17 protein-coding genes are annotated in these 20,859 nt (G+C 44.4%); 6 read left to right on the top strand and 11 right to left on the bottom strand.

The window, feature by feature from the left end:
* Nucleotides 1–44 precede the first annotated feature (44 nt).
* The 3 genes from M1K58_RS15355 to M1K58_RS15345 all read right to left on the bottom strand — a co-directional run bounded on the left by M1K58_RS15355 (nucleotide 45) and on the right by M1K58_RS15345 (nucleotide 3,578).
* On the bottom strand, nucleotides 45–1,685 hold the full coding sequence (locus tag M1K58_RS15355) for a DUF3502 domain-containing protein (protein WP_256759738.1): 1,641 nt from the start codon (nucleotides 1,683–1,685) through the stop codon (nucleotides 45–47).
* A gap of 120 nt (nucleotides 1,686–1,805) precedes the next feature.
* Nucleotides 1,806–2,687 carry a carbohydrate ABC transporter permease gene (locus M1K58_RS15350; RefSeq protein ID WP_256759737.1) on the bottom strand — a complete coding sequence of 294 codons (882 nt, stop codon included), beginning with the start codon at nucleotides 2,685–2,687 and terminating at the stop codon, nucleotides 1,806–1,808.
* A 24-nt stretch (nucleotides 2,688–2,711) separates the two neighbouring features.
* Nucleotides 2,712–3,578: an ABC transporter permease gene (locus tag M1K58_RS15345; protein WP_256760304.1), complete on the bottom strand. Its 867-nt coding sequence runs from the start codon at nucleotides 3,576–3,578 to the stop codon at nucleotides 2,712–2,714.
* A gap of 328 nt (nucleotides 3,579–3,906) precedes the next feature.
* Here M1K58_RS15345 and M1K58_RS15340 point away from each other — a divergent pair, with 328 nt between their 5' ends.
* Both M1K58_RS15340 and M1K58_RS15335 read left to right on the top strand, forming a co-directional pair.
* Nucleotides 3,907–5,472 (top strand): response regulator transcription factor, encoded by a 1,566-nt coding sequence (locus M1K58_RS15340; protein ID WP_256759736.1) that lies wholly within the window; start codon nucleotides 3,907–3,909, stop codon nucleotides 5,470–5,472.
* Nucleotides 5,473–5,477: 5 nt separating this feature from the next.
* Entirely contained in the window at nucleotides 5,478–7,268 is a 1,791-nt protein-coding gene (locus M1K58_RS15335; RefSeq protein WP_256759735.1) for a sensor histidine kinase, read from the top strand.
* On the opposite strand, the gene M1K58_RS15330 is transcribed toward M1K58_RS15335, so the two are convergent.
* Both M1K58_RS15330 and M1K58_RS15325 read right to left on the bottom strand, forming a co-directional pair.
* Entirely contained in the window at nucleotides 7,241–8,317 is a 1,077-nt protein-coding gene (locus tag M1K58_RS15330; RefSeq protein ID WP_256759734.1) for a saccharopine dehydrogenase family protein, read from the bottom strand. The genes M1K58_RS15335 and M1K58_RS15330 overlap by 28 nt on opposite strands.
* A gap of 82 nt (nucleotides 8,318–8,399) precedes the next feature.
* Nucleotides 8,400–8,831, bottom strand: a complete 432-nt coding sequence (locus M1K58_RS15325) for a MarR family winged helix-turn-helix transcriptional regulator (RefSeq protein ID WP_256759733.1) — start codon at nucleotides 8,829–8,831, stop codon at nucleotides 8,400–8,402.
* Between the two features lie 187 nt (nucleotides 8,832–9,018).
* On the opposite strand from M1K58_RS15325, the gene M1K58_RS15320 reads away from it, so the two are divergent.
* Complete coding sequence (locus M1K58_RS15320; protein WP_256759732.1) at nucleotides 9,019–9,708, top strand: response regulator transcription factor; 690 nt, start codon at nucleotides 9,019–9,021, stop codon at nucleotides 9,706–9,708.
* Complete coding sequence (locus M1K58_RS15315) at nucleotides 9,705–11,120, top strand: sensor histidine kinase (RefSeq protein ID WP_256759731.1); 1,416 nt, start codon at nucleotides 9,705–9,707, stop codon at nucleotides 11,118–11,120. The genes M1K58_RS15320 and M1K58_RS15315 overlap by 4 nt, the downstream gene beginning before the upstream one ends.
* A 180-nt stretch (nucleotides 11,121–11,300) precedes the next feature.
* Here M1K58_RS15315 and M1K58_RS15310 read toward each other — a convergent pair whose 3' ends face one another.
* From M1K58_RS15310 to pdaA, 3 genes are all read right to left on the bottom strand, one after another.
* Nucleotides 11,301–11,786 (bottom strand): hypothetical protein, encoded by a 486-nt coding sequence (locus M1K58_RS15310; protein ID WP_256759730.1) that lies wholly within the window; start codon nucleotides 11,784–11,786, stop codon nucleotides 11,301–11,303.
* An 18-nt stretch (nucleotides 11,787–11,804) separates the two neighbouring features.
* Complete coding sequence (locus M1K58_RS15305; protein WP_256759729.1) at nucleotides 11,805–14,519, bottom strand: hypothetical protein; 2,715 nt, start codon at nucleotides 14,517–14,519, stop codon at nucleotides 11,805–11,807.
* Between the two features lie 158 nt (nucleotides 14,520–14,677).
* Nucleotides 14,678–15,460 (bottom strand): delta-lactam-biosynthetic de-N-acetylase, encoded by a 783-nt coding sequence (pdaA, locus tag M1K58_RS15300; protein ID WP_256759728.1) that lies wholly within the window; start codon nucleotides 15,458–15,460, stop codon nucleotides 14,678–14,680.
* A gap of 391 nt (nucleotides 15,461–15,851) precedes the next feature.
* Here pdaA and M1K58_RS15295 point away from each other — a divergent pair, with 391 nt between their 5' ends.
* Together M1K58_RS15295 and M1K58_RS15290 are read left to right on the top strand one after the other, a co-directional pair.
* The gene (locus M1K58_RS15295; protein WP_256759727.1) at nucleotides 15,852–17,006 is read left to right on the top strand and encodes a winged helix-turn-helix domain-containing protein; all 1,155 of its coding nucleotides are present in this window, start codon (nucleotides 15,852–15,854) and stop codon (nucleotides 17,004–17,006) included.
* 60 nt (nucleotides 17,007–17,066) lie between these two features.
* Entirely contained in the window at nucleotides 17,067–18,338 is a 1,272-nt protein-coding gene (locus tag M1K58_RS15290) for an MFS transporter (RefSeq protein WP_256759726.1), read from the top strand.
* Here the strand turns inward: M1K58_RS15290 and M1K58_RS15285 are convergent.
* From M1K58_RS15285 to M1K58_RS15275, 3 genes are all read right to left on the bottom strand, one after another.
* Nucleotides 18,331–18,831: a hypothetical protein gene (locus M1K58_RS15285; RefSeq protein ID WP_256759725.1), complete on the bottom strand. Its 501-nt coding sequence runs from the start codon at nucleotides 18,829–18,831 to the stop codon at nucleotides 18,331–18,333. The genes M1K58_RS15290 and M1K58_RS15285 overlap by 8 nt on opposite strands.
* Nucleotides 18,832–19,042: 211 nt before the next feature.
* Nucleotides 19,043–20,140 (bottom strand): threonine aldolase family protein, encoded by a 1,098-nt coding sequence (locus M1K58_RS15280; RefSeq protein WP_256759724.1) that lies wholly within the window; start codon nucleotides 20,138–20,140, stop codon nucleotides 19,043–19,045.
* Nucleotides 20,141–20,224: 84 nt separating this feature from the next.
* Nucleotides 20,225–20,842: an NAD(P)/FAD-dependent oxidoreductase gene (locus tag M1K58_RS15275; protein WP_256759723.1), complete on the bottom strand. Its 618-nt coding sequence runs from the start codon at nucleotides 20,840–20,842 to the stop codon at nucleotides 20,225–20,227.
* Nucleotides 20,843–20,859: the final 17 nt, after the last annotated feature.

The following is a 20,859-nucleotide window of genomic DNA, read 5'->3' as shown; positions in this document are numbered from 1 at the left end:
TCCATTGGATCGACCCCCCTCCCCGTAATGTACCTAATCTGAGCTTATTTCTGAGCGGATAGATACGCTTGTGTTTGCGCGATAGCTTCAGCTAATACCGTATCAAGTCCAGTCTTTTTAACTTTTTCCTCTAATGTGGCATAGGCTGCATCCACATCTTTCACGATCCCGCCTTGAATCGGCAATTGGTATTGTGTTCCTACCGTTCCTATCGTAGCTAGCTCCGATTTTACTTTGGAAGTATCCATTGAGAATGAATTATATACATAAGGCACTAAAATATTTTTCAAGGACTGCTTATGAGCAATGTATTGCTCACTCCAAGATGCGAGCGGAAGATGCTGACTCTTATTCGTGAACCAGAAGCCTGCAGCATCCGGTGGATACGTATTGGATTCTGCTGTCACGCCATCCGGCAATGCGATCTTCCCATCTTTAACCACATAGTTAACACCTTCGATTCCGAAGTATACCAAATTGTTATAGGATGGTTCCTCCATCATGAGATCAATGGCCATCATTGCACGCTCTGGATTTTTCGTATTGGCCGCGATCGCTACCCCATTATTAATGTAAGGATCTTGTGGGTATGTGCCTTTCGTAGACAGATTCGGAATAATCTCTACTTCCCAGCCATTCTCAGCCGCTTTGGCTAGCGTACCTTGGATATCATTCGTATTACCGTAAGCTACAGCTGACTTCCCTTGCTCGAAAGCATCTTTACTGCGTACCTTGTTGGAAATCGCATTTTTGTTAATGTATCCTTTTTCGTACCACGATTTGATCACCTTTGCTGTTGCTTTCTGGCTATCCGAGATATAAGGATCAAACTGCGAATACACTTTACCGGTTTGATCATCCCACTCCGTATGAACGCCGGACCATCCATTGGTAATGAGCACCGTATCTAGTGTTGCACGACCGGTTGCCCATTCGTAGTTGTAGAACGATTTGGCGAAATCGTACTGGCTATCTGCATTAATCGGAATCATGCCTTTTTCATTCTTCTTGATTGCTTCCAAATAGGGCTCGATATCTTTGAAATTCGTAATTTCCGAAACACCGTACTTTTTCCTTAAGTCTCCGCGAATTAAGGTAACCGGAACTTTCTGATCTGGAGTTGCTGTCGGAATCATGAAGATTTTCCCACCAATTTGCGCTTCTTTCCAAGCGACATCGCTTGTTGCTGCAACGTGCTTCGGCATATACTTCTGAAGGTCCTCCATCGTAAGCTCTTTGAATGCACCTTTCGCGGCCTCTTGGTTATAGAAAGCCCAGTTCGCCGAATAGATGAAGTCAACATCATCACCAGCAGCAAGGACAAGAGGATATTTCGCTGTCAAATCTCCCCACCCGATATAACGGAATTCAACGGTCGCATTGATATCTGCTTTCAGCTTTTTATTAAGCTCGGCTACAACTGCGTTCATGCCAGCAGGTGCATCTCCAAGTAAATAGCCTACCAACTTAACTTCTTCGGATGTATCGATCGCGTTATCTGGGCTTGCCGATGAGGGTTCAGTCGAAGTAGACGAAGTAGCTGAACTTGAAGCACTTGGAGATGGTTTGGAAGCCGAATTGCTCGCTTGAGCATCCTTGTTATTATTGTTACCGCAACCTGCCAACACCAACGTGAAAGCAATGATTGCCGATAATAGAGTAAACAACACTTTTGTCTTATTCATCGTAACTCCTCCTAATGATAGATAATGATGACAATCCCCCGCGAAACTCTTAACAACTGATTCCGTTCATGCGCCTAAGCCAGTACAACTCACCTCCCTCAATGACCTATTGTCGTTTCATTAGCCTTTGACTGCCCCTACTGTGATCCCAGAAACGAAATATTTTTGCACGAATGGATACAGCATCACGATAGGGCCTGTCGCAACGATCGTTAACGCCAGCTTCAAGGATTCCTTCGGCATATCCAACCGGGGAACACTGTTGACGATTTGGGTGGAGAAATTCGCGCTCGACAGAATCCGATAGAGCGTATATTGCAGCGTATACAGGCTATCCTTCTCGATGAACATGAGCGGCGTCCACCAGTCGTTCCAGTATCCTAGTGCCGTGAACATTCCGATTGCGGCTAGTGCCGGCTTGGATAACGGAAGAACGATTTGCATGAATATCCTGAAATCCCCTGCCCCATCGATTTTCGATGACTCAATTAAGGCATCGGGAATGGATCCGCCAATGAAATTGCGCAGGATGAGAATGTTGAACACACTGAACATCCCGCAAAGCATTAACACAAGAATATGATTTTTCAAGTGCAAATCCTGAACGATCATTAAGTAGAAAGGAACCAATCCACCATTGAACAGAGTCGTGAAGAACAAGAAGAAGGCTAAGCTGTTTCGATATCGCACGTCTTTGCGAAACATCACGTATGCAGCCATCATGGAGACGAACAAGGAAACCATCGTACCTGCCACCGTTACGAATATCGTGACCCCATAGGCACGCAAGATTTTTTGCGGATTCTGAAACACCATCTCGTAAGCATCTAGCGAGAATTCCTTAGGTAATAAGGAATAGCCGTAATAGATGATGGAGTGCTCTGTTGAAAATGAGTTAATGGCAACCACGAAAAAGGGAACAACGGCGATTAATGCGAAAAGCCCAACTATGAGATGTCCGATTATGTTTAATACTGTTACGTCCCGTGAACGAATTCCCATATCTATCCCCTCCATTCAATCGTCTTAGAATAATGCATGCTCTCGATCGTATTTTTTGACCAGCCCGTTCGCGATCATAATAATCACGAAACAGAGAACGGATTGATATAGGCCCCCTGCGGATGCCATTCCGAAGTCAGGACTCAGAACCAAGGATCTGAATACCAACGTATCGATGATGTCCGTTCCATCCATCAAAATGCCATTATTGCCAATGAGCTGATAGAACATATCGAATTCTCCGCGCATGATTCTTCCGATACCGAGTAGAACCAAAATGATTGTCGTTGGTTTCAGTAAGGGTAGCGTGAGATAACGAATTCTTTGGAAAATGTTCGCCCCGTCAATCGTTGCTGCTTCATTAATCGAGTTGTCCATGCCCATAATCGCGGAAAGATATAGAATGCTTCCGAATCCAACCCATTTCCATACATAGAAGAAAGGGAGAATGAAGTACCAGTAGTTAACGTTGGAATAGATGTCCACCGGTTCAAGCCCTAAATTCTTAAGTAGTGTATTGATTACGCCAAACTCGTAATTGAATAGGTTATATACAATTGCCGCAACCGCTACCCAGGAAAGGAAGTAAGGCAGGAACAGCAAGGTCTGAGCCGTTTTCTTGAAAATTCTCCCCGCCATTTCAGCGATGAGAACGGCGACTAGAATCGAGAAAAAGGTATACGCTGCAAGGAATACGAAATTGTAAAGAAACGTGTTACGAGTAACTATCCATGCTTTCCCTGAACTGAAGAAGTAGTCGAAATTTTCCCACCCAATCCAAGGGCTACCGAACATCCCGCCGGTATAGTTAAAGTTTTTGAATGCAACGACAATGCCGGCCATCGGATAATAGTTAAAAATCAAGAAATAAATTGCAACCGGTACAAACATCAAATAGAGAACCTTGTTCTTTGCAAGCTCGTGAAAAAAGCCTGGATGCCCTTTACTTAAGCTAACTTTTCCTGCATTCGCTTGGGACGCCGTCTTAGGGGGCATCGGGGTTATTGCCATGTAGATCCCTTCTTTCCTATCTATTGTCTATCTATGGATGCGCTTTCAAATGTAATTATAAGGAAACGAATTTGCTTTAAGAATGACACAGGATTACGATTTTCTTGGTTAGATTACGAAAATGGGCACTATCAATTATGGTGTTGCGCTTATTTCAATTCCGAGATATATTGTAGGCACACAATTCGGAAACGGAGGTCCAGTTACGATGAAAGTACTGTTGGTCGATGACGAGCCTCTGACGACGGAGAGCTTAGTAAGCTATATCGAATGGGATAAGTTAGGTGTACTCGAGGTGAAGACCGCATCTAACGGCTTAGAGGCATTGGAATTACTAACGCAGTTTACTCCAGACATTATCGTCAGCGATGTTCGGATGCCTCGAATGAACGGTATAGAATTCGCTACCGTTGCTCGTGAGCAATATCCTCATGTTAAAATCATTTTCCTTAGCGGTTATTCCGACAAGGAGTATCTCAAATCTGCCATTCACTTAAAAGCGATCAGCTACGTTGAGAAACCCGTTAAGCTCGAGGAGCTTACTATGGCTCTTCGCGAAAGCGTTTACCAAATTCAAGCCGAAATAGCGAACAGAACCTTGACGCAATCGGTCATTCGTCACCGAATGCTATGCAAGCTCATTATAGAAGCCCTCCCTTATGAAGAGCTCCAACAAGAGTTCGGTGAACACGTACCCGCATTATTCAGCATGACTGCCGTCCGATCAATGGCTATACACTTGTCAGTAAAATCAGAATCTGAACTAAAAATAAAGGAAACACTGCATATAGAAATCTCCGATCGATTAGCCGATTTGATCGACAATGCCAACGATCAAGATTATTTCTTCGGATATACAGATAACGAGACATTATTCTGTCTGGTGAATGCACAACGCGTATCTACTTCCGAATTCAAAGAAACGGCAAGAAATTTGCTATACTCTCTCCTTCTTCTCTATGGAGATAAGCTCGCATTTTCTATCGGAATTGGGAACCCCTCCACCTCGAATGACAGCATTAAAGACTCCTGTCTCTCCGCGTTATCCGCTGTCCAGTCGCAATTTTATTTCGGAACAGGCTTTGTCTTCTCCGAGCCTCCCTCCGATAACCGAATAGATCCTTCCGCAATTGCGGCAAAGTTCTATCCTGATTTTCGTCAGGCACTCCGATCTGATGATGAATCTGCCATAAGCTCCATGATTGATCAAATAACCGCTGACATTAGAACTTGGCGTGATCCAGAAATTAGCCGTGTCAAAAATGCGTACTTTAGATTGCTAATGATCTTGCATGAATTCGCAGTAGAAAAAGGGTTAACAGGAACGGATCCGCAGCAAGAGGAGAAGTTTCTGTGGCAAGAGGTTGGCGAAATTTCAACATTGGATTCTCTTCGTGATTACGTAATTGCCAATGTGCAGGCCGTATTCTCTCAATTTCAGGAGCATACCGCGGTTAATACGAGGGTTAGTACCGTTATTCATTATATTAAGGAGCACTTTGGAGATATGGACCTTACAACTCGGTCCATCGCAGATAATACCTACTTGAGCCAGAACTATATGTGTGCCCTGTTTAAGAAAGAAACCGGCAAAACGATCAACGAATATATTACGGAATTACGCTTAGAAAGAGCTAAGGAGCTTCTTAAAGACCGGCACGTCAAACTATACGAAATCGCTTTATCCATAGGCATAACCGATCCGAATTACTTCTCGTCTATGTTTAAGAAGTCGACGGGGTATACACCCAGTCAATACAGAGAAAGAATGTGACGGCTATGAATCGGCTCTTCCGCCCATTCCGCGATTTAAGCATCAAGAACAAGATGTTCATTTCCTTCTTACTGATCCTAATCGTCTCGTCCGGTCTGTTCATCCTGGTGAATTCTTATATTACGGCAGGTGACACAGAAAAACAGGCGAGATACTCCTTAGAGGTCGTCCTAGAACAATCCCGTTCATTCCTCAACTATAAAACCAGCTCCATCCGCAAAGTTGTTGATATCATGGTCATTCACGACACCATCCAAGCGATTGTTGCCAAAAAAGCCGAAGTCTATCAAGAGAACATAGGGAACTGGCTACTAGATGAGTATGTATTTAACCAGTTGATCTATAACGTTCAGACGAATCCGGATATCCAGAACATTAGCCTATACATGAGAGACGGTATGGCATCCATACAAGCGACGGACCAATTTCTTCGTCTGGAGGATGTTCAAGCTGAGCCTTGGCTTCAACGGTTGATTAGAAATGAGAAGCCCTACCTTTGGATTTCTTCGGAACTCGTCTCACCGAATGATGGTGATACAATTTCCTTTTTCCGAAAGGTACCGAGTCCTTTGGACAATACGGATTTCGCAGGTTTGCTCCGAGCTCAGATGCCCAAGGAAGGGCTTGTGCAAATATTGGATCAAGCGCTTTTTACCAAATCTACATCCGCACTACTCGTCAATAGTCGGAACGAATTAATCGCCAGCTCTAGCCAAGAACGAGTCTCGAATCTAGATAACGTTATTCAAGCGCTCGAAGGAATAAAAAACAACAGTGAGGATTTCGAAACCGTTACGCTCGGCGGCGAGAAAACATTGATCGGAACCGTACCTGTCGAGCATACGGATTGGCGGTTTATCCTCGTCGTGCCTCACAATGATATTGTTGAAATCGCCCAGAAATCGCGTAATCAAATGCTCGTCATTTTTCTGTTCGTCGCGGCCATGACCTTCCCGCTCGCATTCTGGGTATCGGCATCAGGGACAATCCGTATACGAAAGCTAACCAAAAATATGAGAAAAGTGGGCGTTGATAACTTCAAGCCTAATCTTGATCCTAAGAATAACGATGAGATTGGGGAGCTAACCACGACATTTAACCGGATGATCACCCGGATCGATGATCTCGCAGCTGATAAATTTCAGCTTGGCTTGGATGTGAAGAACATGGAGCTTAAAGCTCTCCAAGCACAGATTAACCCCCATTTCCTCTACAACACATTGGATATGGCCAATTGGCTAGCCATGAAATACAATGCGGATGATATTCGGGTGTTAATTACCTCTCTCTCCGATTTCTATAAGCTCAGCTTAAGCAACGGGGAAGATTTCATCTCCATTCGCAATGAGATAGAGCATGTGTCTGCATACGTGCGAATACAGAATATGAGATTCCGCGATAAGATCGAACTGCGGATCGATGTGGCCGAAGAGCTGATGGACTATCGAACACTGAAGCTCCTGCTTCAACCGCTTGTCGAAAATGCGATTCTACACGGGATCATGGAGAAAGAGACACAAATAGGAACGATAGGGATTCGTGCGAAATTAGACGGAGACACCATTGAATTAATTGTGGAGGATGACGGGATCGGAATGGAGGACGGTACCCTGCGAGGCATTCTGGACGGAACGCTCAAGAAAAAAATCGGCGGCTATGGAATGCGTAACATTCATAACCGCCTTGAGCTCATCTTCGGTTACCCTTTCGGTATAACAGTTGAAAGCAGCGTTGGCGCAGGGACGAAGGTGACGGTCAGAATCCCCGTTCAGGATACCGATACTCGGGTTTCGTAGGTGGCTTCCTGACTAATAGATTGCATAATACTGTCCAGATCAAACAACTGTTCAATATGATATACACCATATGGTAACTCAGAGCGATAAACAAAACCGGCTACAGAAGCGGCTACCATGCTCGTAATTCGAGCTTCATTTCTGCCCTGTAAGAAGCTCTCGACCTTTATGTCCTTTTGATCTTTTTTCCCTAGCGCGTCGATTTTAACGGCATAGATGTCTTTTCCGAATCGCATCTTTCCGAAGAGTTGAACGGCAGCCTTGCGAATAGGCTTTAACTTTAATAGTCGGAATATTCCCGTCACTCTTAGCCATGCTAACAAACCAGTAGCTGCAGAGGAATCGAAACAAAGACGCGTGGAAACGGACGGCACACCAAGTGTGTGTGGCAGCACGTGTTGATCCGAAAAATTGAAGCGATAAGCTTTTCTATACCCGAACGGGGCTCCAAAGTCCGTTTTGATGGCATCCGTGAAACTTGCAGCCGTAACTTTTTTGCCTTCCTTCACGACATCAAAATTCATACCGAGGTTGTCGACAGTCCATTCAATTGCCGCCTTCCCATGCTGATCTCCCAATCCAAGCATAATGGAGATGTCTATGTTATTCACTTGATCCATCAAATTTTTGGCGTGAAGAGACATCAAGTTCGTCAGCCCCGGGGCAAGCCCAATACTCAATATTGCCGTTATGCCGTTCGCTCTAGCTTCCGACTGCAAATCTTCCACCTGAGTCAGGAAGGAGCCGTTCGCTGAAACGTCCACATAATGAATCTTATTTGTGAAGCAGAAACTTACAAATGCGGTATCCGTTTGATCCAAACACATGACGACAAGCTTGACTCGTTTCGTAAAATTAAGATCAAACCCATCCTTTAGATGAATTTGTAAAGGTTTAACCTTCCCATCAGTTGTACGGGTAAATTGCTCCGCACGCTCAACACTTCTTCCCGCTGCATAAACCTTGCCTGGATATAATTCACCCAGTTCCCTGCATATTGTTTGCCCCACATGGCCGTATCCGCCAATGACAACGATGTACTCCCTCATATTTGTTCCTCCTTTTGCACACTAGAACGCTTATGACTCCGAATTCAATATAGTATAGTATCTAAACTAAATGACAAAAAAATTATTTTTGTAGAAAATCATTTAATTTCCCAATACACTTCTCGAATATTTCAATTTCCTGTTCACTTAACTGAGAGCGAAGCTGATCGTAAAATTGGATATGCATTTCTTCGTGAGCCTGATAAGCTTCCTTCCCCTTTTCGGTAAGTGAAATCAAGGTCGCTCTCGAATCATGTGGATATGACGAACGTGTTACCAAATGTTTCGACTCCAGACGTACAATGAGCTGCGAAACTGCACCCTTCGTAACACCTAGACGGGTGGCAAGCTCATTCATTAGAATAGCACCTTCGTATCCAATCCCCTCGATCGTATGAATTTCACTTGGCGTTATAGACCCGGCATTTCCAAAGGCTTGAGGCTGGCGTTCGAGGCGTCTTAGTTGCAAAAACAATCTTCCCAGACTACGACTTCCATTACTTCCATTATTCATAGCGCTAGATTCTGATCTATTGTTATTATCCATAGCTATAGTTTAGTATCTAAACTTATTAATTGTCAAGAAACCTCTTTCAAGTATCTTTCCTTTCGACCAATCGATACATTATTCTTGTTTTTTTTTCCTATTAGGATTGATATGATTGGAGAGACAATTATTACTACGGAGAGCGGGCGAAACAATGAGTCAAATTCTAATTGTTGATGACGAACCTGACATTCGTGCGCTAATTCGCATTCACTTGGAGCGAGCGGACTTGGAAATTATAGAAGCCGAATCGGGACGGCAGGCGATTGAGCGGATCCAGGAGCATCCCATTGAGTTAATGATCTTGGACTTAATGATGGATGATGGGAATGGCTTCGAGGTGCTTCACTATTTGCGCAAAACCAGCTCGCAATTGCTCGTTATTGCACTTAGCGCTAGAAGAGAGGTACAGGATAAGGTGGACACACTCGGCTTAGGAGCGGATGATTATATCACAAAGCCATTTAGTCCGATGGAGCTGGTTGCTCGTGTTCAAGCCCAATTAAGGAGGTATAGTTCCCATACGCCGCAACAGTCCGAGCTCATTCGATTAAACAATCTGGTTCTCGATGTAGACAATTTAGTTCTGGACAATGGTGAGGTAAAGCACCTATTAACTGAGATTGAATGCGAGCTTCTGCAATTATTTATGACAAATCCCGATCGCACGCTGACCAGGAAACACATCTACCAACATATTTGGAAACATGACAAAATTGACAACAATAACTTGAATGTTTTTATTAATCGGCTTCGCACGTTGCTCGAAAACACTGCCGATTCTCCCATTCACCTTCATTCTGTACGTGGTATCGGATATCGATTTTCAGGAGATGGACGATGAAAAGCCGCACAAAGCTATGGGTCATCATGCTGGTCAGCGCCGCGAGCAGCTTGGTTCTGTTTATTTTGCTTTCTATTGTTGTAGGTTCAATTTGGGCCAAGGGCTACAATTTAGAAAAGTTGAACGCCATTTCTAATGAGACACTAAATTCAATCGAGAAGCAAGGTGCTTTCGATAAAGATAACCTTCAGCCATTACTCGATTCCGTTCATAGCCGGAATCCGGACTTACGCCTGGAATGGATCGCTCCTGATGGGACGGTAATCTATGATACTTCAGGCGAATCTGAGCGTTACGACTTCAAGCAACTGGTGGATCGTATGGTGAATATGCCCAACAATCTTTGGGGCGCCGACGAACCGGTAACGCTCGTTTATTCCTTTCCCCCATCTGAGCAGTCCTATTATTTGCTCTTAAGTTTGCCAAGCGAAGCGATGCAAGAAGGGCAGTACTTCTTCTATGTACGTACGAATAAGGTCATTTATACGTTAATCCTGCCTTTCCTATTATCCGCCCTAGTGCCGTATCTTCTATCTCTATGGTTTTTCTCCTCTATTAATCGGCGCATAGGCAAGCTGAATAAAGCACTCAATCAAGTCAATTTCCGAAGTGATGTTATCGTGTTGGACGATAAGTCGAAGGATGAGATCGGGCAGCTTACTCGGCATTATAATGAGATGGCGCATCGGATTCAAAGCCAGGCCGGTCAAATCAAGCAATTCGAAAACAGGCGCAAGCTACTGCTGTCCAATCTTTCTCACGATCTGCGAACACCACTAACTATCATTCTGGGCTATGCCGAAACGATTCGCATCGGCGCCTATAAAGACGAGAACAAGCTTCAGGCCGCTGCGAAAATCATTCTGCAGCGATCCCGTTACATGGATAATTTGCTGGATCAACTGCTGGACATCTCGCGGCAGGAAGAGGATGTACTCGAGCTCCATTTCTCACCCCACAACTTGTCTGAAATGATGAGGAAGATTACTGCGGATTACCTGTTGATTTTGGATGGACAGGGCTTCACGATCGAAGTGGACATCCCCGATAAAGACGTGGAAATTGATATGAATGAGGCTCTTATCGAACGAGCCTTCCGCAACTTGCTGGACAATGCCATTCGATATGGGAATGATGGGCATTACCTCGGAATCGGATTAACGGATGATGAGGATGAAGTGTACATTTCCGTCAAAGATCGAGGCAGAGGAATCGCGCCTGAGGATCAAGAGCGCATCTTTGAACGGTTCTATCGTGTTGATGGGGGAAGAAGAGGCGATGGATTCGGATTCGGACTGTCCATCGTCCGAGAGATCGTAGAATCTCATCACGGGAGCGTACACTTAAGTAGCGATCCTCATACAGAAACCTTGTTCCAAGTAAGGCTTCCGAAAAATCAACTGGATGATTAACAAGGTCGGGATATGAAACAAAGCCTAAAGTGTAGCGAGTAATATCATAAATTTCGTCCTATAGATGATGAGGTTCCCCTTATCAATCTATAGGGCGAACAAAAGACATCCGTTCAGGTACCCTTGTGCTACTCCTATGGGCGAAATTAATTCTGATCTGAGAAAGGGATCTATGACCAATTAATTGCTACGATGCCGTTTCTGGATCTCGTGCATACCAAGAACAACGGAAATCCATTCATAGCTATCTACATCATCCGAAAAGGTAGTCAAGCAATAAGCGGATGCTTCGAACCAACCGCTCTCTTTTTGGAAAGTGGCTGCAAGAACCCCCTTCTCATCATGAATCTCATATTCCCGTGAGAATGCCGGGGAGGTAATTTCGTATACGCCCCTTGTAAAGCTATCATACTCGTAACGCTTAGACAAAAAGGACATTCTGTACCTCAATTGACCCCATTCCACCCCGCCTGGCCCAGTCACAATCCATTTGTATGACAGCATTGGAAACTTGCCCCCATACAGGTGACCTCCGTCTACACCATAGACATCAAGGGCTGAACCAAATGAACTGCGCAAATCAACCTCTCCCACATATTCATTGCTCTCGCTCAGGATTTCCGTCCGCCCGCTATTGAAAAAGTTGTCCCGAAAGTAAATTTTCATTTCAACCGTCTCCTCTTCTTAATTTGTTAGCTCAAGCGGATCCCGTATTATCAGACCATTATAGCCAGGAAAGCCCTCTAACTTCTCGGTTTCAAGCGACCCTAAATCATAGATCATCCATTTGCCATCCACCAGCTTTAACCCCACCTCTAAATGCGCTGCGAGTCCAATGGCATACCACAAATTAAGTGTGAACGTAAAGCGAATCGTATCCGGAGAGACAAATTGGGCATCAACGGGCTCCCATGCGAATGCTCTGGAGGAGTTGCCCTTTTGCTTGCTTGTGGCAAAATCCTTCTTCAAATGCTGGAAGCCCGGGTTGTTCCATGCTTGATCGGTGAACAATGCCCTTAATGGCTTTAAGTCCATTTTCCCGTCGGGCAAATTGATTTCCTCAAGTCCTAAAGCTTGCTCTATTCTATTCGAATAACGGCTCGTAATCTTCACCAATTGCTCGTACTCGGCTGATCGATCACCTGCATCGACAACGATCAGTGCCCGTTTCTCTAAGCTTGGCCTCACAATTAGCTTATTGTTACGATGATCCATGAACGTTTGAACAATGAGATTTGCCCCATCACGTTCAATCGGTACATTATCATTAAATTCGAGAACCAATGAGCGCTGCAACCCTTTCGCATCATGAATATATTGAAACTCTAGCGGGAACGACTCTCCCTGCTTCGTAATCGCGTAGGCTAGCATTTCTCGTGTCCCGCCATCATAGCCTTTGCTAAAGCGATAGCTGTCCTTCAGAAATAGAAAAATATCATACCCGTCAAACTCATATTTCCGCATAATTGAAGGAGAATCCTGACGCAAGGTCACATCGATAAGCGGCTGCAATTGCTTCTTGTCGCCTCGCAAATTCGTGTATTCTACTCGGTATGTTCCATAATAATAAGGCCCCGCATCTTCAATATGTCGCAGCTCACCTGGCTGGGATTTCACCTTCAAATTTCCGTAACGTGATATCCCGCTTGCTCGCAAGGTCGTTGCATTCAACACATCGAATTTACGTTCATCCTCCCACCAATCTTGGCGGCCTTTCTGCTTCGCAATTTCTCCAACAAGCACCGGCAGTCCATCGGCGTTTCGTTCTACACGCTCTTTCATGGTTACGTAATCGATATTTTGATCCGAATACCGTTGATAGAGCAACCATTGATTCTGAACTAAAGTAGGCACTGTAAAATGATGAAAGCCATTAATGTTCTCCCCTGGATCAGAGTGAACCCAATCCCATGATCGTTTGGCTGGGTTCCAGCTATGCAAATAGCTACTATCCTCACCCGATAATTGCATGTAGAGCTGCTCATCATCCCACATGGCAGTTGCGTTGCTTGGCGGCAACCAGAGAAGGTGGTTGGTCGTATCTACCATTAAATAAGGTAATGAACGAAAGCTGTACCCTTTATGTCTCTTTACGACAGATATCTTTTGCAGCCTGCTAAAGTCATCCGTAATGCGATAATCCGTCAGTTTCCCAGTACGGATATCATACAACTTATAAGAGACCTCTTTCTTGAGCGGCTCACCCTCTTCAACACTAACCGCCTGGAAGTACTCGATCCACACCTTTCCCTCATCCGCCCAACCATACACATTCATCCGCTTCTGCTTGCTTGACGGCAACTCAAGTGTCCGAAGAACCTGACCGTCTCGGTCATAGAAGCGAATTCCTTGGGCAAACAGAAGCATTCCATTATCCGTATAGCTACCAAGTGCTTGATCACGATTGCCGTATTCCATAAAAAACATCTGACTGTTCGGACTCCAAACGATTCCAGGATCCATCAACGCTACCGTGTCCTCAAAGCGGATTTGATGAATCGGCTTATTTAGCGTTGGATCAATAATGTCAAAGCGATTAGCTCCCCAGTGCTGATAGACGAATCGCGTCAAATCTGACGAAGGGTAAATGAGCTCACGGGGCGGCTTGCTACCCGGATCACCATATGCGGGGAACGTATTCGTCCCATTCGTCTGAACTTCTCCACTAGCCACATCGATTTGCCATAATCGTCCCTTAAAGCTGGTCAACAGGAGCTTCCCATATGAACTATCCGTCTGCTTCGAATAGTGCGCGCCAAGCATAAAATCGTCAGAAGAATCCCCATTATACGTATCAACTTCCCAAATTCGAGGAGCAATAACTGCAATTTTTCCAGTCTCAATATCCAAACGCACCAAATCATAACTCATCATTTTGACATCCAAAGTCGGTCTTATGAACATCACATTACGATCATCAATCAACGTAAACAAGCTGCTGTTGCCGAAGCTGGGTTCAAGCGATTTCAATTCATACATCGGATAAACCTTAATATCACGGGTATCAGGGTTAACGACTACAGCATCATAACGTGTCCAAGTGTCGCTAGTTCCGTCCTCTTTGTAATCGTTTCGCACGTAAGAATGAATGACACGAGTTGGGGTACTTACTGTTCCCACAAGCCTCGCATACTGTTCTTTATCGAACTGTAGCTGGAAGCCTCTGTCTTTAGAGATTGCAGACACCTTTAAGGGCGGAAATAGGGATTTATCCACATCGAGTGCTGGTTTACCTTCAACAGCGATAGGTACAATAGCATCGACAACTCGTTCACCCTGTTTGGCTAGAGCCACTTGCGACGTCAAGGCTATCTGTTTCGTTGTTGGTATCCTCGGAAAAAGGATCAGAATTAAAGCCGATACGATGATCATCGCAGCAACGGCTGACTTATGGGGCATGATCTTGTTCCTCCGAATTGGTTTATTATGTATAGAGACGATTTAAAAACAAATAAGTTACTGTGGCTGGAAATTTCATGACAACTTTATCCATAACCAAAAAGAGACAGCACGAGTGCTGTCTCTTTTGTTTAGGCGACTTGGGGTATACGATATCTTTAATAATTTTTAGCCGTCAGTTGATCCAATCTTTTGAACTCATAGCCCTTCTCACGAGCATCATCAATAATCTTACCCAAAGCATCTGCATTGTCCTTGGACACCGAATGGAGCAGGATGACTGCACCAGGGTGAAGCTGCGACATGACTTGTGAATAAGCATAGTCTCGTCCTCTTTGCGCATGAATATCCCAATCCTTATAAGCAACAGACCAAAAAACATTCATATACCCTAAATCCTTACTAGCAGCAAGCATCCGATCGCTAAAAATCCCTCTCGGCGGTCGCATGAAATACATCTCTTTTTGCCCCGTTAAGCTCGCAACCTGCTCCTTTACTTTATCCAGCTCATTCCTCATTTTCTCAGTTGAAACTTGGGTCATATCGGGATGACTCCACGAATGATTACCAATCAGATGACCTTCATTAACCATTCGATTGACTAAATCGGGCTGATCCCCTACAAAATGTCCCGTAACAAAAAAGACTGCCGGAACCTGCCGCTCCTTGAGCACATCCAATACTTTGGCTGTATACCCATTCTCATAACCGTTGTCGAACGTGAGATAAAGCTCCTTCTTACTTGTATCCCCTAGAAAAATAGCCCCGTTCTTCTGAACGATGTCCTTAAAGCCCTCTTCATTAATAGAAGGAAGGGTCTCGTTTTTACTTTTCTTAAACCCAAAGTGATACGGTTTCCCTATATCCGCTGCCGCCGTGGTCAATGGGAACAACAAAATGAGCATAGCGACAGAAATCATAAGCAAAGTGTAGCGTTTCATTAAAACTTTCACTCCAGTCTCGCGTTCTTCGATACTGGAAGTAATATGTCACAAAGCAGTTGGTTATATTCGGATCTAGCAAATTCGCAGACGAAGCCAATATTTCTTCGCCTGATGCTGAGCAACATATAAATTCACAAAATGTAATCAGGGTTGCAGAATCTAATCTCCATAAATGATATAACAATAATAGAATTAGTTTTAGATCAATGATAAGAGAAAAGGAAATGAAATGAAATGAATGTAAAAAATTTTGTTTTATGCATTATTGAGGATTTCCCTGCCTCGTTTGCACCTAGTTGCCACTCTAGTGCTACAATAGTCATGTGAATTTCCGCTACATATGAAGCTGTTGAGAAATAAATCTGAATTACGAACGAAAGGAAGACGGATGATGTTAGAGTTTGTCTATGATCCTACTGGTTATTTAGTTACCTGTGGCTCGGATGAGCAACAATTACTGGCCAAAGAATTCGCCCTACTTCAATTTTTGTTCGAGAACCGTAACCGAACCTATACAAGAGAACAGCTGCTTGACCGAGTATGGCCGTCTGAGTATCCAGTGGAACGAACAGTTGACGATCATATTTACAGACTGAGGAAAAAACTAAAACGCTGGGACTGTATTGCAATCAATACGGTACGGGGATATGGATATAGCCTTACGGTGAGTGAACCAAAGCAGATGGATAATCCATCGAGGTCTGACATGGACATGAAGACTACCATGAGTAGTTTGTTCAAAAAGTATCATCTGTTCGGGCAGGGAAAATCACTGTTGGCTCTATCCTCCCAACAGGATGTGCTCGGCTTCGAGGTTGATCCTTATTATCAAATCTACATCCATTTCATTCAAGGTGATCTTATTTGGTTTACTTATGACAACGGCATTCCAGTTCGTGAAAAGTTATACTGGCTGTTGTTATTTTACAAAGGGACGGCACCTAACCCGGAGCAGATGTTGGATTTCTGCGAGAGAGCTCTAGCCTCAGGTCATCTATCGCGTGAGCAGCATAGAGAGATGACGATTCTGAATATTCTAGAAGTATATGCGGATGCGGGGAAACCCTTAATGGCGATTGCCAAATTCGAACATACTCGCATAACAGTTAAAGAAGACAAATTAAGCGGCTTTGTCATGCCAGTTGCCATCACGGAAATGTATGTATTTCTTTTGGCAGGTGACCTAGATGAGGTGAAGCGAACTGCCGTCCATCTGGAGGAATTACTTCAAGAAAAGCCGTACTTGCGAGAGATTGGAAGATACATAATTGTGAAGGGATTGTGGCTGCTGACCATCGGGGAGCGAAAAGAAGCAATTGTCATGCTAGATGAGGGATTAGATGTATTGAGCATGTCCTTGAACGTGCCCTTACAGTTGATCTCAACCTGCCAGATCGTTAATTATTTGAAGGAGCATGTGTCTGACGTTGCCCTGCTCAGGAAATATGAAGCCGTTTATGAGTCACTGAATAAAAAATATAAGCTCACAAAACGCAGAGAAGAGATCGAGCGAATCTTCGATAGCATACTCATCCCCCTCTGATATTCCTCTGACATCCATGAGATACAATTATTCCAAACCCACCACTCGGAGGAATAATCCATGGAAGACAAGTCTCGTTCCGCACTGTTCTCGAACCGTAGCTTTAGACGGCTATTTTCTTCCTATACCCTTGCTTCTTTCGGAGATTGGTTTGATATGCTCGCCATTCAAGTGCTCGTCGTCTACCGCTGGGGAGTCGACCCGCTTTTGATCGCACTCATCCCAACAGTAATGGCCTTGCCAGGTGTGTTGCTTGGTTCTTTTGCAGGTACAATAGTGGATCGTGTCCGCAAATCCCGAATCATGATCCTGTGCGATATGTTAACTGCAGTCTTGACACTATGCGTCCTACTCGCAACGAATTTGGCATTGCTGCTGCCGCTGCTTGCTCTTCGTGCGACAGCGAGCCTATTCCATGTTCCCGCTCAGCAAGCACTAACCAAACAAGTCGTCCCTTCCGAATTATTGCTCCGGGCTACTTCACTCAACGGACTGGTGAATCAAAGCTCTAAGGTAGCTGGTCCTCTGTTAGGCGCAATTACACTGATTGTGCTGACTCCTCAAATTTGTATTATCCTGAATGCGGTGGCACGAGTTGTGTCAGCTCTGTTGCTGTGGCCCTTACGCCTTATGAGGGAGGAATTCGTTACTCCCTCTCGTGAACAAATGGAAGGTCTCACTAAGTTTTGGGTTGAGTGGCGGGAAGGCTGGTCTTTCATGCTGAAGACTAGGAGGTTATTGCATACGCTTGTGTTCGGGTTTTTCGGTTTGCTAGCGATATTGCTAATCGATTATCAATTTCCAACCGTACTTCGAGAGATTGATCCCCACAATGAATCGCTGCTAGGTTGGTTTATATCGGCAATTGGTGCTGGAGCAGTGGGAATCATCGTTTTGTTGAATCGGCTTAATCGCATTACCATTGGCTGGGGGCTTGGTGGGGGTTATGTTCTGATTGGTGCAGGCATCCTCCTATTAGGGAGCTCCCAGCCGGGAATAGGAATCAGTATACTGCTGAGCTTCGGTGTTCTGATTGGTATTGGAAACGGGTTGTATATGGTTACTCATAGCTTTACTCTGCAGACTGAAACGCCTCCCCATATGACTGGGCGCATATTTGGTATACAAAATACGATAATGAGCTTTGTCATGCTAACAGCTCCACTCGTTGGTGGAATGCTCATCCATTCCGTTGGTGTGAGTCGCTCATTCGTTCTCATCGGGCTTATGATAGGCACACTCGGTCTATTTGGTGTTTTATTGAGACGTATATTATGGCCGACCATGACTACGGCTCCGACTACTGAGCAAAAAAGTGTAGGACTTACTTGAAATATTCAATATCTACTCTCGATGCATCCCCCTTGTCCGTTGTTACGAGAATAACGCTGAGTTTGAATTTCCAATCCGGCATCTCACCCTTGGCATAAATATTACTCGCTGGTCCATGATCATCTTCCTTATAATCAAAGCCCTTTTTTGTTATATAATCGTTATAAAGCTGGCCTACATCTGCTATTTTTTGCATTGTGCTGAAGCTGATTTGGAAGCTAGTTCCCGCATCATTATTATTGTAGTAAATATCAAAGGCGTCATCTACTAATAAAGGAAGCTCTTGTGGATAGTCCTCTGGAATTTTCGCTTCTTTATCCCTCTTTTCCTGTGCCTCCTTCTCCTTTGCGAAGTAATCATCTAGCTTCTTCGCATCCGATTTACTCAGAGCCATTGTGTCTGTCGCTTCGTTCTTCTTCTCGCTGCAACCCGCTACCATCGCCAATAAAAGAATACATCCCGCCACGAGAAGCGAAATCTTTGCCTTCCTCATGCCCTCACCCCAGTATCATTATCTTTCATCAGGTGGATTATAGCATGTCGATAGGACTGCGAATATTATCCGAAAGTTGTAGTTTCGGCTACTATTTGGGGTGAATTTAATGGGGAAGTAAAACAGTCTATATAGCGGAAACACAAAGGCTCCTCTAGAAGTTCAAAGAACTCCAGAGAAGCCTAGTATGATCATTATGAGTGTCTTCCCCCTAAGAAACAGTACTCTCTAGTCTCTCATTCAGTAGCTTGAAAGCTTCTTTTACCCGTTCCTTGGGCAGATTGGCATACAGATCCCCAATACTCACTTCAAAGTTGCAGCTCGTTTCGTTAGTTTCTCTCAAGTAACGAGTTAATCCTATACCTGTCGTTTCATATATGCTGATCAATATCGATTCAAGTAGCTCTTTAGGCGCCTCAACATGAACATGAAACATATTCGAAACTGGTTCGACAGGAGTTGTTGCAACACCACTGCACTGATTGTAAAAGCTAGCAAGCTCTTTTGCTTGTATATAGTACTGTTCCATCTTATCGATTCTTTGTTTGAAATAATAATCGGAGCTCAGAATATAAGGATACAGACTGATCAAGTCGCCTCCATGTCGTCTTTTCCAAACTTTCGATTCCTTTGTAAATTCCGCATCCCCCGCGAGAATCGCCCCCGCAATACCGCCAATCCCTTTGTAAAAGGAAACATAAACACTATCAAATAGCTGAGAAATTTCCGCCACAGACTTTTGATAATACGGTGTAATCTCGAAAAGCCTCGCCCCGTCCAGATGTAGCTTGATCCCGCGTTCACGGCAATAGGCCGAAATAGCTACAAGCTCTTCATATTTCGGTAGTTGTCCACCAATCTCCCGTTGAGGCAATTCAAGCAACAAACAAGCGATATCCTCCTGCAAGTTCATGACATCATCCAGCCTGATCACTCTTGTTTTGTCCGCGATTAGAATTGGCTCAATATGATGTAACTGTTTAAGAGCGTCTTCCTCATGCAGCTCTAAATGGCTCAAAGGATGATATGCGATTTTCTTAAGCCCCTTTTGATCGCACCAAATTCTCAAGGCTATTTGCTGTGCCATCGTCCCACTCGGGAAAAACACAGCACTTTCTTTCCCCAGAAACTCCGCCATCCGTCCCTGAAAATCCTCAATGGTTGCACCCTTACCATAAATATCACTATCCACATCGCCCTCAATCTCTTTAAAGGCTGCCTGCAATACTTCTATGTTTCTCTTTCCATGCCCATCCACCGGAAAAGAAGCTTCTTTATACGCTTCTAGTAATGACTTTTTGTCACTCATGATGTAGCTCCTTCCATTCAGAACTCTAATTCTAGATCCGTGTATTCATAATACCCTTTTACAGTAAAAGTAACATGATCAAAATTAAGCATTGATTTCCCGGAGTGTTTCTATCGTTATGCGTTCAATGAACTTGCTAAACTTCTCTTTCTTTTTCCCTTGCTCCTGAAAAGTGAAAATTAATCGAGAAACGATCGGAATCACCTGTTCCTCCTTCACCCCGGACATAAAGAGCTTGGCGAGATGAGCTTTCAATCCTTTCGCTTCACCGCCGACGTAAATATCGAATGCATCCTTCATCTTCACGACGGCAATATCTTTCAGCAACGGTTCGCTTGTTCCCAGGGCGCATCCTGCGTAGCCGATTTTCAGCGGGCTCGGTACCTCATGGCCTGAAATCGCCTCATCCAGTGCTTTGGCCAGTTCCAATCTAGCCTCATCTGCTCCTTTGCAGAAATTACAGGCGATCAGGCTTTTGGTGAAAAAACCCGAAGGAAGGATCTGCAGCCCTACCTCCCGAAGTTCCCCCTGAACTTCTTCTAACCGATCCTCTTCCATGGCGACATAGAGCTGCTTAAACGTGGTTAATTCGATTTTCGCATTTTCGCCAATGATACGTCCCAGAATTGCCAGCTGCTCCGGTTTAAATAAGGTACCGCCTACCTCAAAGCCGGGTGTAACGGCAAATTTCTGCATGGCCATTCCACTCACTCTCCCAT

It is taken from the genome of Cohnella sp. WQ 127256 (assembly GCF_024519285.1).
GTDB lineage: Bacteria > Bacillota > Bacilli > Paenibacillales > Paenibacillaceae > Cohnella.
The sequence above is the reverse complement of the archived record's forward strand: the minus strand, read 5'-3'. Positions and strand labels throughout refer to the sequence as shown.

Excerpts from the sequence above, each read along its gene's own strand:
- M1K58_RS15355 (WP_256759738.1), bottom strand. The coding sequence starts at position 1,685 with ATGAATAAGACAAAAGTGTTGTTTACTCTATTATCGGCAATCATTGCT.
- M1K58_RS15350 (WP_256759737.1), bottom strand. The coding sequence starts at position 2,687 with ATGGGAATTCGTTCACGGGACGTAACAGTATTAAACATAATCGGACAT.
- M1K58_RS15345 (WP_256760304.1), bottom strand. The coding sequence starts at position 3,578 with ATGTTTGTACCGGTTGCAATTTATTTCTTGATTTTTAACTATTATCCG.
- M1K58_RS15340 (WP_256759736.1), top strand. The coding sequence starts at position 3,907 with ATGAAAGTACTGTTGGTCGATGACGAGCCTCTGACGACGGAGAGCTTA.
- M1K58_RS15335 (WP_256759735.1), top strand. The coding sequence starts at position 5,478 with ATGAATCGGCTCTTCCGCCCATTCCGCGATTTAAGCATCAAGAACAAG.
- M1K58_RS15330 (WP_256759734.1), bottom strand. The coding sequence starts at position 8,317 with ATGAGGGAGTACATCGTTGTCATTGGCGGATACGGCCATGTGGGGCAA.
- M1K58_RS15325 (WP_256759733.1), bottom strand. The coding sequence starts at position 8,831 with ATGAATAATGGAAGTAATGGAAGTCGTAGTCTGGGAAGATTGTTTTTG.
- M1K58_RS15320 (WP_256759732.1), top strand. The coding sequence starts at position 9,019 with ATGAGTCAAATTCTAATTGTTGATGACGAACCTGACATTCGTGCGCTA.
- M1K58_RS15315 (WP_256759731.1), top strand. The coding sequence starts at position 9,705 with ATGAAAAGCCGCACAAAGCTATGGGTCATCATGCTGGTCAGCGCCGCG.
- M1K58_RS15310 (WP_256759730.1), bottom strand. The coding sequence starts at position 11,786 with ATGAAAATTTACTTTCGGGACAACTTTTTCAATAGCGGGCGGACGGAA.
- M1K58_RS15305 (WP_256759729.1), bottom strand. The coding sequence starts at position 14,519 with ATGCCCCATAAGTCAGCCGTTGCTGCGATGATCATCGTATCGGCTTTA.
- pdaA (WP_256759728.1), bottom strand. The coding sequence starts at position 15,460 with ATGAAACGCTACACTTTGCTTATGATTTCTGTCGCTATGCTCATTTTG.
- M1K58_RS15295 (WP_256759727.1), top strand. The coding sequence starts at position 15,852 with ATGATGTTAGAGTTTGTCTATGATCCTACTGGTTATTTAGTTACCTGT.
- M1K58_RS15290 (WP_256759726.1), top strand. The coding sequence starts at position 17,067 with ATGGAAGACAAGTCTCGTTCCGCACTGTTCTCGAACCGTAGCTTTAGA.
- M1K58_RS15285 (WP_256759725.1), bottom strand. The coding sequence starts at position 18,831 with ATGAGGAAGGCAAAGATTTCGCTTCTCGTGGCGGGATGTATTCTTTTA.
- M1K58_RS15280 (WP_256759724.1), bottom strand. The coding sequence starts at position 20,140 with ATGAGTGACAAAAAGTCATTACTAGAAGCGTATAAAGAAGCTTCTTTT.
- M1K58_RS15275 (WP_256759723.1), bottom strand. The coding sequence starts at position 20,842 with ATGGCCATGCAGAAATTTGCCGTTACACCCGGCTTTGAGGTAGGCGGT.